The 14,003-nt window shown below is 40.0% G+C and carries 15 protein-coding genes and 2 tRNA genes; 11 read left to right on the top strand and 6 right to left on the bottom strand.

Translation table 11 applies throughout. The annotated features are described in order from the left end of the window. The first annotated feature begins 174 nt into the window (after positions 1-174). From CV014_RS15965 to CV014_RS16000, 8 genes are all read left to right on the top strand, one after another. Positions 175-257: transfer RNA gene (locus tag CV014_RS15965), tRNA-Tyr, on the top strand. A gap of 60 nt (positions 258-317) precedes the next feature. Then, positions 318-389, top strand: a tRNA-Thr gene (locus CV014_RS15970). A 67-nt stretch (positions 390-456) separates the two neighbouring features. Continuing rightward, a complete protein-coding gene (locus CV014_RS15975; RefSeq protein WP_236142931.1) occupies positions 457-1,200 on the top strand; it encodes a TspO/MBR family protein in 744 nt (247 codons plus the stop codon). A gap of 426 nt (positions 1,201-1,626) precedes the next feature. Further along, positions 1,627-2,301: a cadmium resistance transporter gene (locus tag CV014_RS15980; protein WP_236142932.1), complete on the top strand. Its 675-nt coding sequence runs from the start codon at positions 1,627-1,629 to the stop codon at positions 2,299-2,301. Between the two features lie 186 nt (positions 2,302-2,487). Beyond that, the gene (locus tag CV014_RS15985) at positions 2,488-2,907 is read left to right on the top strand and encodes a YidH family protein (RefSeq protein WP_103136409.1); all 420 of its coding nucleotides are present in this window, start codon (positions 2,488-2,490) and stop codon (positions 2,905-2,907) included. A gap of 155 nt (positions 2,908-3,062) precedes the next feature. Next, positions 3,063-4,427, top strand: coding sequence for a tRNA (N6-isopentenyl adenosine(37)-C2)-methylthiotransferase MiaB (gene miaB, locus CV014_RS15990; protein ID WP_236142933.1), 1,365 nt, complete (start codon positions 3,063-3,065; stop codon positions 4,425-4,427). 67 nt (positions 4,428-4,494) lie between these two features. Continuing rightward, complete coding sequence (locus CV014_RS15995) at positions 4,495-4,596, top strand: DUF433 domain-containing protein (RefSeq protein WP_236142970.1); 102 nt, start codon at positions 4,495-4,497, stop codon at positions 4,594-4,596. Between the two features lie 22 nt (positions 4,597-4,618). Then, a complete protein-coding gene (locus tag CV014_RS16000) occupies positions 4,619-5,752 on the top strand; it encodes a hypothetical protein (RefSeq protein ID WP_236142934.1) in 1,134 nt (377 codons plus the stop codon). Between the two features lie 79 nt (positions 5,753-5,831). Here the strand turns inward: CV014_RS16000 and CV014_RS16005 are convergent, their stop codons facing one another. From CV014_RS16005 to CV014_RS16025, 5 genes are all read right to left on the bottom strand, one after another. Continuing rightward, positions 5,832-6,713: a sugar phosphate nucleotidyltransferase gene (locus CV014_RS16005; protein ID WP_236142935.1), complete on the bottom strand. Its 882-nt coding sequence runs from the start codon at positions 6,711-6,713 to the stop codon at positions 5,832-5,834. A gap of 33 nt (positions 6,714-6,746) precedes the next feature. Beyond that, a complete protein-coding gene (locus CV014_RS16010; protein WP_236142936.1) occupies positions 6,747-9,026 on the bottom strand; it encodes an MASE1 domain-containing protein in 2,280 nt (759 codons plus the stop codon). Between the two features lie 205 nt (positions 9,027-9,231). Then, positions 9,232-9,957, bottom strand: a complete 726-nt coding sequence (locus CV014_RS16015; protein WP_236142937.1) for a DUF4386 domain-containing protein — start codon at positions 9,955-9,957, stop codon at positions 9,232-9,234. Then, positions 9,954-10,526: a cupin domain-containing protein gene (locus CV014_RS16020; RefSeq protein WP_236142938.1), complete on the bottom strand. Its 573-nt coding sequence runs from the start codon at positions 10,524-10,526 to the stop codon at positions 9,954-9,956. The genes CV014_RS16015 and CV014_RS16020 overlap by 4 nt, the downstream gene beginning before the upstream one ends. 94 nt (positions 10,527-10,620) lie before the next feature. Continuing rightward, complete coding sequence (locus tag CV014_RS16025; RefSeq protein ID WP_236142939.1) at positions 10,621-10,893, bottom strand: hypothetical protein; 273 nt, start codon at positions 10,891-10,893, stop codon at positions 10,621-10,623. A gap of 20 nt (positions 10,894-10,913) precedes the next feature. Here CV014_RS16025 and CV014_RS16030 point away from each other — a divergent pair, with 20 nt between their 5' ends. Together CV014_RS16030 and CV014_RS16035 are read left to right on the top strand one after the other, a co-directional pair. Beyond that, the gene (locus CV014_RS16030) at positions 10,914-11,972 is read left to right on the top strand and encodes an AraC family transcriptional regulator (RefSeq protein WP_236142940.1); all 1,059 of its coding nucleotides are present in this window, start codon (positions 10,914-10,916) and stop codon (positions 11,970-11,972) included. 232 nt (positions 11,973-12,204) lie between these two features. After that, positions 12,205-12,549 (top strand): RNA ligase family protein, encoded by a 345-nt coding sequence (locus tag CV014_RS16035; protein WP_236142941.1) that lies wholly within the window; start codon positions 12,205-12,207, stop codon positions 12,547-12,549. 106 nt (positions 12,550-12,655) lie between these two features. On the opposite strand, the gene CV014_RS30090 is transcribed toward CV014_RS16035, so the two are convergent. Beyond that, positions 12,656-12,781, bottom strand: a complete 126-nt coding sequence (locus CV014_RS30090) for a ribbon-helix-helix protein, CopG family (RefSeq protein ID WP_268964724.1) — start codon at positions 12,779-12,781, stop codon at positions 12,656-12,658. Positions 12,782-12,818: 37 nt separating this feature from the next. On the opposite strand from CV014_RS30090, the gene CV014_RS16040 reads away from it, so the two are divergent. Further along, a complete protein-coding gene (locus tag CV014_RS16040; RefSeq protein ID WP_236142942.1) occupies positions 12,819-13,967 on the top strand; it encodes an RNA-guided endonuclease InsQ/TnpB family protein in 1,149 nt (382 codons plus the stop codon). Positions 13,968-14,003 lie beyond the last annotated feature (36 nt).

Here is a 14,003-nt window from a genome sequence, read left to right on the forward strand (position 1 = left end):
CCCATAAATAAATTTAGGAGCTTGAAACCCTTTTGGCAGGGTAATTTCAGTATTTTTCTCCCCTGCCCCCTGCTCCCTGCCCCCTGCCTCTTCTGACTACGAACTAAAAAATTTTTCCCCAACCCCTTGCCATTCCCAAAAACTGCTGCTATTATTGTAAATCGTGGGACATACGGGTCGGTGTCCGAGTGGTTAATGGAGACGGACTGTAAATCCGTTGGTTTACGCCTACGCTGGTTCAAATCCAGCCCGGCCCACCTTCAATTTTAGATTTTGAATTTCACGTAAATTCAAAATCTGAAATTCACCCAAAGTTCGCCCGTGTGGCTCAGTGGTAGAGCACACCCTTGGTAAGGGTGAGGTCACGAGTTCAATCCTCGTCACGGGCTTTGATGAATACTTAACTATCAGCAGTTCTTGTGCTGTTACTTCCTCTTCACCTAGCCAGCCATATCTATGAACCAATCGAATAATAGCACCATACTGGAAAAGTTTGTGAACACAGTCATGGGTGTGAAAGCTAGCAATCCACAGCAATCTCTCAACACATCAAGCACGACACAAGAACTAGATATCAAAGCTGTTTTAGTTTATAAGCTAGGAACTATCCTCCAAATCGGAGTGATGGTTCTGACATTACTGGGGATGGAAAAACTCATCGTCTTGATTGACAATAGTTCTTCTTTTCCTAGTTGGGTTAGCACTTTATTGGCTGGATTATTTTTTGCTTTATTAAGTCTTCGTTCACGCATCTTTTCTATTTTAGATAACACCCGTTCTCGTCAGACATATGATCAGGTAATCAGACCAAGATGGTCTCCACCACCTTTAGTCTTTCCCATAGTGTGGATGATTATTGCTGTTTTGCGGGTAATTTCTTCTATATTGGTTTGGCAGCAACTGAATCACCATCTGCTAGCATTACCTTTTATCTTGTTTGTTGTACATCTAGCTTTAGGTGATACTTGGAATACGATTTTTACTGTAGAAAAAAGATTAGGTGCTGCTGTTCCTGTAGTGATTTTAGGGCCTTGGTTATCTGCTTTAGTTGTCACAGCAATTTATTGGCAAACTAATCCCCTAGCGGGAATCACCTTATCATTTTCTTGTGTTTGGCTAACTGTAGCGGCTGTCTTGGTATTGAGAATTTGGCAGCTAAACGGATCTGAGCCGTTGTATCCTTTAAAGTTAAACAAATAGAAACTGCTGTCACATTAGCTATAGTCGCTCCAGAATATACAAATCTGGAGCATTCCACTTGTTTAAATGTCATTGCGTAGGTGTTAGCCTTCCCGAAGGGTACGTAACGAAGTAGAGTGAAGCGATCGCTTGTCTGCGACACCCCACGCTACGCGATCGCAATGACATTTATTCTCTAGCTGCTAAATAAAAATTGGGATGTTCCCTTTCTACACAAATGGTTTCAGGAATCAAATCGGATTTCCATAAATTAAATTTATCAATTTAAAAAAAAAGAATATTTGCTCTGATTAATATTTCAACCATAATATTGAGTTCATCAACAAACAAGCTCAACCTTTACAGAAGAAATCAAGTTTTTGATTCATGGTGAATAGCTCCATTTTCTTCTCAAGAGATTTTGCTAAATTATTGTGAACAAAGATTATGAGTTGGCTAATTGGAACATTAATTATTGGAATCTCGGCGGCTTTTGCCACTACTTTTGATGATAATTTGTACTTGACAGCTTTCTTTGGCAAAGTCAATCATCATTTTCGTCCTCAGCATATTATTATTGGAGAATTTGTCGGTTTTACCGCCTTAGTATTTGCTAGTCTACCAGGATTTTTCGGTGGATTAGTGCTGCCAGAAGCCTGGATTGGATTGTTAGGTATTCTGCCAATTATAATTGGTATTAGTCATTTATTCAATCGAGATAATGGGGAAGATAGCCTACAGTCTGTATCAGTTGACTTTGGTAATTCCGGTAAGCATCAACGCCACAAAAAATCATTATTAGCAACTCTTAAAGACCCAAAAACTTACCGCGTTTCTGCTGTAACCATTGCCAATGGAGGCAATAACATCGGTATTTATGTCCCCTTATTTGCTAGTAGTAGTCTCCCCAGCTTAACTGTAATTTTGTGTGTTTGTTATCTGACTGTCGGTCTTTGGTGCTTGCTTTCTTACAATTTGACTCGCAATCCTTTGATGACTCCTGTTCTCACGCGCTACGGTCGGAGATTCTTTCCTTTTGTATTAATCTACTTAGGATTATCTATCATTATCAAAAGTGGTACTTACCAACTGTTTCCTAACTTAACAATGCTTTTTAATTAAAGGTCAAAACATGGAAATTAAAAATTTCCAACTAGCTAGTTATTTCTGGATGATAATTTGGAATTCGGAGCCAAGAAACGTATATTTATGCAAATTCCTCATTGCATAGTATCATATCACTATCGATATAGTGTAGATTAAGCAAGCAATGAGATTTTTTCTGAGCTTGTCAAGAATTGTGGATTTATGGAAACAGAGACCGATTATCAGTTAGAAAAACCAAAGCCGAAATATAGATCAGACAGAGTACGTGATCACTTAGCGAATGAACGCACTTACCTAGCATGGATGCGGAGTGGAATTGCACTCATGGGTTTTGGTGTTTTAATTGTGCGCCTGCGAATTCTGCGTCCACCCCTCGCACCCCAACCTCCGGGTAATGGTTGGAAGTTAGGGTTAGCCTTTGCAGTAGTGGGTGTATTAACAGTGCTACTTTCGACGCAGCATTATTTTGCAGTCCGTGAAGATATTGACCAAGAAACCTATCAACCTCCAGACCGATGGATATTCCTGGCTAGTCTCGCTGTCACATTGCTGGGTGCAGGAGTAATTTATTACGTCTTCACCATACCCCTAGAGAACTTAGAGACTTACGTTTTAGAGTAATCTGTTAAAACTGGAACTAGTTAGCAAAACTGATTATAAAAAAAGTGATTTATTGCCAGACATCACTTTCCCAATGCTGTTGTATTTCTTGTACTCTAATACAATAGAGAAGAACACAAAGTATATTGAACATTTAGCTAACTCAGCAATTACCCATGACCACTTCTAACCGCCGCTATCACATTACTACCTTCGGTTGCCAAATGAATAAAGCCGACTCAGAACGCATGGCTGGCATATTAGAAGACATGGGTTTTGAGTTTTCCGAAGATCCCAACAATGCAGATGTCATCCTCTACAATACCTGCACGATTCGGGATAATGCCGAACAAAAAGTCTATTCCTACCTTGGTAGACAAGCCAAGCGCAAACACGACCAACCCAATTTAACTTTAGTCGTGGCTGGTTGTGTCGCCCAACAAGAAGGCGAAGCACTGCTGCGGCGCGTCCCAGAATTAGATTTAGTCATGGGGCCACAACACGCCAACCGCCTCAAGGATTTACTAGAGTCAGTTTTTGCTGGTAATCAAATTGTGGCGACAGAAGCAGTCCACATTATGGAAGATATCACCCAAGCACGGCGGGATAGCACTGTTACAGCTTGGGTAAATGTGATTTACGGTTGCAATGAACGCTGCACTTATTGTGTAGTTCCTAACGTGCGCGGTGTGGAACAGTCCCGCACACCAGAAGCCGTCCGCGCTGAAATGGAACAACTAGGAAAACAGGGTTACAAAGAAATTACCTTACTCGGTCAAAATATTGACGCTTACGGACGAGATTTACCAGGTGTCACACCAGAAGGAAGACACCTGCACACCTTTACAGATTTACTGTATTACGTTCATGATGTGCCAGGAGTAGAAAGAATTAGATTTGCTACTAGCCACCCTCGTTATTTTACTGAGAGATTAATTAAAGCCTGTGCAGAATTGCCCAAAGTCTGCGAACACTTCCACATTCCCTTTCAGTCTGGGGATAACGAACTATTAAAAGCAATGGCACGGGGTTACACTCACGAAAAATACCGCCGAATTATTGACACCATTCGTCAATATATGCCAGATGCGTCTATTAGTGCTGATGCTATCGTGGGTTTCCCTGGGGAAACGGAAGCACAGTTTGAGAATACCTTGAAATTAGTAGATGATATCGGCTTTGACCAGTTGAATACTGCTGCTTATTCTCCCCGTCCTGGTACACCTGCGGCATTGTGGGAGAATCAACTGAGTGAAGAAGTGAAAAGCGATCGCCTACAAAGATTAAACCATTTAGTGAACGTGAAAGCAGCCGAGCGATCGCAACGTTACATGGGGCGTATTGAGGAAGTTTTAGTAGAAGACCAAAACCCCAAAGACCAAACCCAAGTCATGGGACGCACACGCGGTAATCGTCTCACTTTCTTTACAGGCGATATTAATGAGTTAAAAGGGCAATTGGTGAAAGTAAAAATAACCGAAGTTCGGGCTTTTAGCTTGACCGGCGAACCCATAGAAGTGCGTCAAGCTGTGCCGGTTTAAAGAATTGACACCACACTGAAAGTAATCACTTGTGGAGTTCTAGTGACTGTGAGACTTATTACAAAGAATCACAGTCAACCCCAGACAGTGTGGTGGTCGTCCTTGTATTCGTGGTATGAGAATGCCACTAATTATTATTTCCTACAGACTATACTTAATAATAAAGTGATTATTAAGTCAAGGAAAATAAGGTGTTCGGTTATATTCGTCTAGAGAGTTCAGGGTTTTTTAAAGAACATCTATTAACTATAGATGGAGTTCCGATAGATCAAGAACAGGGATATGTTGCCGAACATGATGGTGTACTTGAAGCCAGTACATTTAGTACAGATTTTTACGAAAAAATTATAATTTTATCTCCTGAAGAATTACTTCATTTGTTCAAAAAGTTCAGTTTCTCCTACCCTTTCTCTTGGGAAGATGGATTTGAAAGTTTTCATATAAGGGACATTACTTTATCTTGCACTGATAATCTTTTTAAATTAATATTTGGTTTTGGGTTTCAATACGATAACTGGAAGCAACTTTGGAGTATGCCTGAACATGGCAAAGAATTTATATCAGTTCTCCATGCTAAACATTTAAGTGATTTTAAATACGAACATTGGTATGATGACGATATTCTAAACGGTTTTGCCGTATCCTTTAAGATTCAAAATCAAAGCCTTCCCATTCAAGTTGAACTCGAAGCATTATTATCAGTTTTAGAACAAGTTCACGAGCAAACTGTAACAAACCTGTCTTTGAAGGCAGAATCTAATGCTGTTATAGTCAAATTTAATTTTCCTGATGAAGTTAAAGTGGCTTGTGAACAATATCTACTATACTTTGTTCAATTTTTACATGATATTGGAATAGAAGCTACTGCTGAACTAAAAGAAAAAGCTGAAAGTGTCCTTTTTTCTGTCATTCCCAAAAATAAAGAAGAAGCTCTAGAAAATATTAAAACGGCTTTAGGTATTTACTTACGTTTACCTTCTAATCCAACTTTAAATGCAGTAACATTTTCTGAACCTAATATTGAAGTGCAGCGTTTAGTTGCTAACATCTACCATTTGCAAAGTCAGCTAACTCTTGCAAGTGCAGTAATACAACAGAAAGAACAATTTATTCAACAACAACAATCTTTAATTCAACAGCAATTACTTTCAGGTCAAATTTTGGTTCAATCAATTCAAGATAATAAAGATGAGAAAGAAGATAAGGAATCTATTGTGGGTGATGTAGTATCTGTAAAAAAGTTTGATTGGGAGTTTATTGAGCTTGATCTTCCAACACTAATAAGGCGGTTGAAAAAGACTTTCAAACGAAATAAGTCAAATTAAATTGACCAAAAACTAAAACCAAATTGATTTGTCTATAGTTGTAAAATTCCTCAACCAATAATCTTAAAATGCGTTGATTTCACCTAAAATCAATTAAGGTTTGGCGATAGGTGTCTGGTAAACCTGTATCAAAACATTTACCTTGTATGACATAACCTGTCATCCCTTCGGCTTGACATAATTTATCCAAGCAAGTTGTTAACTGAAACTCACCACGATAGCGGCTATTTTCCTCAATGCTTTGTGCCAAAAAATCAAAAATTTTTGGTGTCAATACATATAGACCAAACACACATAAAAATTCATCTTTTGCCATACCTTCTACTCTGAGATGTTGGCGTGCATAATCAATACTTGGCTTTTCTGCTAGTTGTGTGATTGTCAATAGTGAGTTTAACTCTTGCCATACTCCAGCTACACATCCGGCTTTGCCGATAATTTCAGCCGACATGGTAGTTAAGCTAACTACACTTTGATTAACTTGTTGATAAATTTCAATCAATTGTCGCGTACAGGATTTATCAATGTCAGATTTATAGACATGATCACCCAACATTACTAAAAATGGCTCATTTTGTACCCATTCTTTAGCACAAAATACTGCGTGACCATACCCTTCTTGCTCTTGTTGGGTTAATAGGACAACTTTCTTACCTAATTCTTGCAGATATTGACTATATTCTTGATTGGATGGTGAGAGTTTTTGCCAAAGTTCAGGGGTGGGTGGATTGTGAAATAAATTGGCGAAAATCTCCACATCATCAGGTTGGACAACAATACCTACTTCTGTAACACCAGCACTGATTGCTTCTTCCACAATTGCTAAAATTACAGGTTTTGCTCTCCCTGTTTCGTCAATAATCGGGAAAAGTTCTTTTTTGACAACTTTAGTAGCTGGAAATAATCTAGTACCAAAACCAGCCGCCGGAATTACTGCTTTTTTAATCTGATTTATTAGCATAAAAATTTAATTTTCTATATGAATATGAATAGATTATGATTCTGTCAACGCTAAGACTTCTGATATTGCTTGAAATAATATATCTGTTTCTATTGGCTTAACTAAGTGCTTTTGAAACCCAGCATCTAAGGCTCGTTGTTGGTTAATTTCACCTGCGTAGGCTGTGAGGGCGATCGCTGGAATTTTGCCCCCTTTCTCTAAAGGCATCGCTCGAATTAATCGCATGAGTGTATAACCATCAATTCCTGGCATTCCAATATCACTTAATAGTAAATCAACTGGAGATTGAGCGATAACTTCTAAAGCTTCGCCGGCTGATGTGACTGCTGTTACTTTCGCACCAGATTGTGACAATATGTAAGTGAGAAAGTCACCTGTATCGATATCATCATCCACTACTAATATAGATGAACCAGACAAACTGAAATTACAGTTCCTTTCTCCATCTTTTGGCATAATTTGGAGTCTATCAGATATTAATGGTAATCTGACTGTAAATGTTGCCCCCTTCCCTTCGCCTTCACTACTAGCGGTAACAGTCCCACCATGCAATTCTGTAAGATGCTTAACAATGGCTAGTCCTAAACCTAGTCCGCCAAATTGTCTTGTTAATGTACCATCAGCTTGGCGAAAATAATCAAATACATAGGGAAGAAATTCTGCACTAATGCCTTTACCATTATCTTTAACTTGAACTTGGGCATAGTTATTAATTTGTTGTAAAATAACTTGTATCCTCCCCTCATTAGATGTAAATTTGACAGCATTAGCTAGCAAATTCCAAATAATTTGTTGTAGCCTAGCAGCATCACCAGCTACTACACCAATGCTGTGATCTAATATTGTTTCTAAACTAATATTTTTCGCTTCCCTTGCTAACCTGATAGTTTCTTGGGCTTCTAAAATTGTGTTAGTTAAATCTACAGGCTGAATATTTAAATTGATTTTTCCCTGTTGGATGCGGGAAACATCTAATAAATCTTCAATGAGTTGAATTTGTAATTTGGCATTGCGCTCAATAGTTTCTATCCCACGGATTTTTATAGCCTCATCTAAATTACTCCTTTTTAATAAGGTTGCCCAACCTAAAATCGGGTTTAAGGGAGTACGCAATTCATGGGAAAGCACGGCTAAAAATTCATCTTTTAACCGATTGGCTTTTTCGGCTTCACTTCTCGCATTTTGTTCACGCTGGAGTAATTCATCTTTTTCGCGGTGGGATTCTTCTAAGGAAGTATTGGTTTTAGCCAATGATTGATTGAGTTGGATGAGTTTTTCTGATAATTCTGCACGGACTTGATATTCTCCCCGTCGGACTCTTTCTACTGCTAACTCTACTTGAATTTTTGACCGTTCTGTAATCGCAATTCCCACAAATAAACTGACAATACACTGTACTAATAGACTCAACTTGTGAACGTGCAGCACCTCTGCCTCTACGGGGAATGTCGGTAAAGACATGGCGTTGGGATAGGCAACTAAATAAAAGAATAATGTCACCAATACGCAAAAACTAGAGATTAACATCCCACAGGTGACACCAAAGCGAGTTGCAGCCCAAATTACCGGGATAAAGCTCAAAAAAGATAATTGCTGAAATCTAAAGCCATCCTCATGAGTTTCAGCGACGGTGAGAGAGGCGATCGCCACACAAAGTAAAATGATGGTGCTGAATTCTAAGAGAAAGCGGCGGGAAGGTGGGAAACTAAGCGCAACAAATGAAGAGTTTACAGGTTCAGCACTGGGTAAACAGCCGTGAGATTGCAGATAGGGAGTAATCACTAACAAAGCCGTCGGGGTAATAGCCATGACTCCCATTGCATTACCTAACCACCAATGGGGAATACTATTCCCTAAGTTGGTAATTGACATTTTATCTATAGCCACCAGAGTCAAGTTACCAACAATCGCTAAAGTTGCACTGGCAATTAGAGGTACGCTGAAAATAAAGAAGGCAACATCTTTGAGGGTATTGAGTGTGCGAGAACCTTGCCAAAAATAACGATAAAATAGCCAAGCCAGCAGAGGTTCTATCATATCCGGCAAAGCAATCACCCGTTCCCAACCATGAAACCCCCAAGCGGGAGACATCAAAAAAGCAGCAATGCCAGTGAGAATAATACCACAAGGGCCAAACCAAAAAGTTAAGGCGATCGCTACTCCTGAAGGGGGAAACCACAGCGACACTCCAGGCTGGATGCGATAAATTAACGCCATCCCATGAGCCGCAATCAAAGCTAGTAAACCCAAAAGTGAAATCATTAGCCATCGGCCGATGGTCGAGATTTGCCTGGAGTTTATTATGCGTTGCATAATCAATCTGTGCTGTGTGCTGGACTGGAGCAGGTTACAAATTTGCTAATAGTCTGAATTTGTAATTCGCTGGGAAGTAGTTGGGCGCAAATCAGTAAACAATAGTATTGTTATCCAATTTTTACCAATTTTAATTTGTGATCACTAATCTTTAGACTTGATTATTTCAACGATTGCAGCAAAGCAGCTTTTTCCGTAATTAATCTCAGTTTCTGAATGCAATCCTGTGTTTTGGTGTTCGTAACAAAGATATTCCGATCATCAGTATCCAGATTTCCCACAAAATAAATCCTACAGGAGTGAATTCCCACACTGGCATTGAGGGAATCACCGTTGCTAGTAGTTCACTTTGTCCTAACACTAACAAAGGTACGATCATCAATTCAAAGTAAGCAACCCAGGACTTGAATAAAGGTGAGTGCAGCATTGCCATTCCCACACCCAAAGTCCAGAATATAAGCAAAGTTTGACCTAGATATTCACCAATCACCACACCACCATATTGATGCACTACTTGATAGATAACGCTGATAGTTTCCCGTGTTGTCTTACCATCTGTAGGATTGTTGTATAGGTTCGCCAAGATGGGAACAACAAACACCCACCGCATTAACCCGATAGACTGGAGTATTCCCGAAAGTGCGCCCATAAAAGTCGCAGTTTTGAGATATGGTGTATCCTCCTGTGCAATAATTTGGTGTAGCAGAGTGCTGGCGGGAATAAACAACAAGGCAGCCAACCCGAAGATAAACCAAGTCAAAATTAATCCTGCACCACCAGCTTGAAACTTTTGCAACACATAATCTACAGGTTCTCTGAGGATGTCGTCATACTCAAAGTTTTGAATCAGCAATATATAAGGAATATTGAGCAGCACAACCAGGAAAATAAAGAATATCCCCGTAGTTTTAACTAGATTGGCACGATTCATTTAGCACCTCCATTCCAGTATTTAACTAGCGATCGCTCTACTTTCATTCCCTGTGCTAGCTTCTCTAACATCCCGATTAATAAAGTTTGTACAAATAGCGGTATACCGACAATCACTAAGTCTGCTTTTTTCAGTAATAAAGCCAATTGCAGCAGATTGGTGGGCATTCCTTCATGATTCACCTTGCCATCAATCGCTAAACCATACATTCCCCGAATAAACTGCTCAAATCCAGTCGCTGGCTGATTTTCACTAGTAAACGCTACCCAATGATCACAAGGATTATGGAAACTGTGATGTACACCTGCGGGAACGTGTAGACTCTCACCTGCATATAGCGTCCGCCAATTTCCCCTATGACCAACTTCCATTTTGAGACAACCTGCAATCACAGTAAAAGTCTCACTCATTTGGGTATGGTAGTGCAGTGGACTACCTTTAGCATGGGGAGGCAAATCAAAGCGGATTTTGGCATAAGCCTCACCACTTTCTAAAATAGTCATGCGATCGCCAGTCACAGGATTGACAATTACTTCTGGCTGTTGTTGTCTAGAAATTATAGGATTCATCTGAAAAACTCCCTTAAGTGTTAACTGACCACACTTAAACAATAAGTTTTCAACTAAATCCTGAATTGACACATCCTGCCAATAAGTTGACTAATCACGCCAATGAGTGATGAGTAATAAGTAATGAGTGCTGAGTAATGAGTAATGAGTAATGAGTAATGAGTGATGAGTAATAAGTAATGAGTGCTGAGTGCTGAGTGCTGAGTAATGGGTAATGAGTAATAAGTAATAAGTAATGAGTGCTGTTAGCGGAAGCGAGGCGTTTAGCAGCGTGCTGATTTAGACAATCAATCCCACCTTGTCTACCTTGTCCACCCCCCAATCCCCAGCGATGCACTGAGCTTGCCGAAGTGTCCCCAATCCCCAATCCCCAGCGATGCACTGAGCTTGCCGAAGTGTCCCCAGTCCCCAGTCCCCAATCCCCACATGAAAGAAGCCACCTTTTCCGTCTACATCACACGAGGTATTGTACAGTTCGCCGCAGCGAAATATGGAATTGATGGCGATCGCTTGTGTCAAGATGTGGGAATTGACCCTAGTTTACTGAAAATGCCTGATCAGCAGGTTCCAGGAACTCTGCACAATGCTTTGTGGCAAGAGGTAGTCAAGCGCACAGATGCTAACTTTGCTTTACACTTGGGTGAAGCTTTTAATCTCGCGACTTTTGGCATTGTTGGTTATGTCTTAGTCAACTGTCAAACATATCGGGAAGTTCTAGAAAAACTCTCTCGATACACCAGACTTTTTAGTCAAGGCGCATACATTCATTTTTCTGAGGCTGATGGTTTTGTATTTTGCGACTGCGATATTGTAGAGGACGTGAAAAATTACTTACTTGAACAACCACGATATGCAATTGAGAGTACCTTTGCGTCACTGCTAACCGCAACGCCAGTTTTAACAGGAAAACCGCTTCTACTTCAAGCAGTCTGGTTTAAATATCCGCGTCCTGATGACATCTCGGAATATGAACGCATATTTGCCACAGGCTTACATTTTTCTATGCCGACAAATCGCATCATTTTCGATGCTAACTGCTTGAATTGGTCAATTTTATCAGCTAACCCTCATCTTCTCAATGTCTTTGAACAACACGCACAAACCATGCTGGAGGCGATGAATCGAGAGGATGATTACACTAGAAAGGTTGTGCAGGAAATCATCAAACAACTCAAGGGAAATCTCCCTCCCATAGAAGCAGTAGCACGAAATTTAGCCATTAGTGTGCGTCAGTTACAGCGAGAATTGCAAGCTGAAGGCACATCTTACCAGCAACTTTTAGACCAAACCCGCAAAGAATTAGCCCTACGGTATTTACAATCTCCTCACACTCCAATTTATGATGTAGCGTTCCTCTTGGGCTTTTCTGAACCTAGTGCTTTTCACCGCGCTTTTAAAAGATGGACGGGACAAACACCAAAAGCTTATCGCGCATTATCTGGCTGAGACACATAATACCAATTCGCAATTCGCAATGGGCTAACGCCCCGCTCCGCTAACGCAATTCGTAATTCGTAATGGACTAACGTCCCGCTACGCTAACGTAATTAAGAAAGTCAGATACCACCTGGGTTTCAGGCTTTGCATCTTTTGCTTAATTTTGGAGAATTGGTATTAAAAATTGACATTTATTACCTTAATACTACAATTGTAGTATTGTATAGATTATTGTAAATGTATGAGCTTTGATTTTTCATTACGGAGTTGCGACTTAAATAAACTCAACTCATTGACTAAATATCCCAGCATTCCCACGTATCATGCTCTAGGAGAAAAGGGTAAATTATTGGAAGAAACCGTCACTTTTGATGGTGAAGTGATTTTGACTGAAAAAGTAGATGGTACAAACTCGCGAATTATTCTGTTACCTGATGGTAATTATGTTTTGGGCAGTCGAGAAGAGTTATTATTTGCCAAAGGGGATTTAATTGGGAATCCTGCTCTGGGAATTGTCAATTCACTCAAAGGTGTTGCAGATTTGTTACCTCAGTCTCAAGATTGTATTACGGTGCGTGATGCGTAAAGCCCCCAAGTATGAGGAGCAAAACCAATAAGTTTTGCTCCTCATACGTCTTTTAAGTGGGGGATATAAGTTTCGACTACGCTCAACTGCCGCGAATAGAACAAATTTATTTGTCCGTCAAGGTTCTAATTAGTTCTCTAAGGATGTCATTTAAGCTACGCTCCTTCTTGTGGCAATACTTTACAAGAATTTCGTATTCTTCGTCTGAGCATCTCACAGTTATTTTTTTCATGCCGTCATAATGACATTATTTATGATACAATACTAACATGAAAACCCTGAAGTTTAAATTGTATCAGCACAAAAGAAATAGATTCCTCAAGCGCATGATTAACGCGAGTGGGGTAATCTACAATCATTGTATTGCCCTACACAAACGCTACTACCGGATGTGGGGCAAACACATTCGCTGTGCAAAACTTCAAGCTCATATTGCTAAACTGCGGAAGCGTAACCCATTTTGGCAGACCGTAGGCTCTCAGGCAGTACAGGATATTTGTCAACGCATTGAGAAAGCCTACCAATTGTTTTTTAAACACAATAAGAAGGGGGTTAGACCACCAGGATTTAAGAAGGTCAAGAAATATAAATCATTCACCCTAAAGCAAGCAGGTTATAAGTTTTTGGGTGGCAACAGAGTCAAAATTGGGAACAAGATTTATCAATTTTGGAAGTCTAGAGAAATAGAGGGAACAGTCAAGACTCTAACTATAAAACGCACACCATTAGGCGAATTGTTTATGGTTGTTGTGGTCAACGCCGAGCGGAGCCGAGGCGTTGACGACGGTAGTAAGTCAGAAGTCGAGATTAAGACGGGTAAAATCGCTGGTTTTGATTTTGGGTTGAAGGCGTTTCTCACTTGCTCAGACGGTACAAAAATTGATTCTCCTCAGTTTTTCAAACAATCTCTAAACGCTATAACCAAAGCTAGTAGGCAGCATTCTAAAAAATTAAAAGGGTCAACCAATCGTGACGAAGCCCGCAAGAATTTAGTACGCAAGTATGAAGATATTTCTAATCGTCGTCGTGATTGGTTTTGGAAACTAGCTCATGAGTTAACAGATGAGTTTGATGTTCTCTGTTTTGAAACTTTAAACCTCAAGGGAATGCAACGACTTTGGGGCAGAAAAATATCAGACTTGGCTTTTGGTGAATTTCTAAAAATTTTAGAATGGGTTGCCAAAAAGAAGAATAAACTGCTTGTTTTCATTGACCCGTGGTATCCCAGTAGCAAAACTTGTTCTAGCTGTGGACATATTTTAGAAACCCTAGATTTGTCAATTAGACGTTGGCGTTGTCCTTCATGTCAATCTGAAAATGACAGGGATGAAAACGCCAGCTTGAATATTCAAAGAGTCGGGAGTTCGACTCTAGGCGTAGGAGATGTTAGACAGTCCCAGACTGCAATCTCTGTCTGATGCCTGAATCCCCCGTTTTTAAAACGGGGGAGTGGC

It is taken from the genome of Nostoc sp. CMAA1605 (genome assembly GCF_021596505.1).
Taxonomy (GTDB): domain Bacteria; phylum Cyanobacteriota; class Cyanobacteriia; order Cyanobacteriales; family Nostocaceae; genus Trichormus.

Bases quoted from the DNA above. Each gene is read 5' to 3' on its own strand.
- CV014_RS15985 (WP_103136409.1), top strand. From the start codon at position 2,488: ATGGAAACAGAGACCGATTATCAGTTAGAAAAACCAAAGCCGAAATAT.
- CV014_RS16035 (WP_236142941.1), top strand. From the start codon at position 12,205: ATGAGCTTTGATTTTTCATTACGGAGTTGCGACTTAAATAAACTCAAC.
- CV014_RS30090 (WP_268964724.1), bottom strand. From the start codon at position 12,781: ATGAAAAAAATAACTGTGAGATGCTCAGACGAAGAATACGAAATTCTT.
- CV014_RS16015 (WP_236142937.1), bottom strand. From the start codon at position 9,957: ATGAATCGTGCCAATCTAGTTAAAACTACGGGGATATTCTTTATTTTC.
- CV014_RS16040 (WP_236142942.1), top strand. From the start codon at position 12,819: ATGAAAACCCTGAAGTTTAAATTGTATCAGCACAAAAGAAATAGATTC.
- CV014_RS16010 (WP_236142936.1), bottom strand. From the start codon at position 9,026: ATGCAACGCATAATAAACTCCAGGCAAATCTCGACCATCGGCCGATGG.
- miaB (WP_236142933.1), top strand. From the start codon at position 3,063: ATGACCACTTCTAACCGCCGCTATCACATTACTACCTTCGGTTGCCAA.
- CV014_RS15975 (WP_236142931.1), top strand. From the start codon at position 457: ATGAACCAATCGAATAATAGCACCATACTGGAAAAGTTTGTGAACACA.
- CV014_RS16005 (WP_236142935.1), bottom strand. From the start codon at position 6,713: ATGCTAATAAATCAGATTAAAAAAGCAGTAATTCCGGCGGCTGGTTTT.
- CV014_RS15980 (WP_236142932.1), top strand. From the start codon at position 1,627: ATGAGTTGGCTAATTGGAACATTAATTATTGGAATCTCGGCGGCTTTT.
- CV014_RS16020 (WP_236142938.1), bottom strand. From the start codon at position 10,526: ATGAATCCTATAATTTCTAGACAACAACAGCCAGAAGTAATTGTCAAT.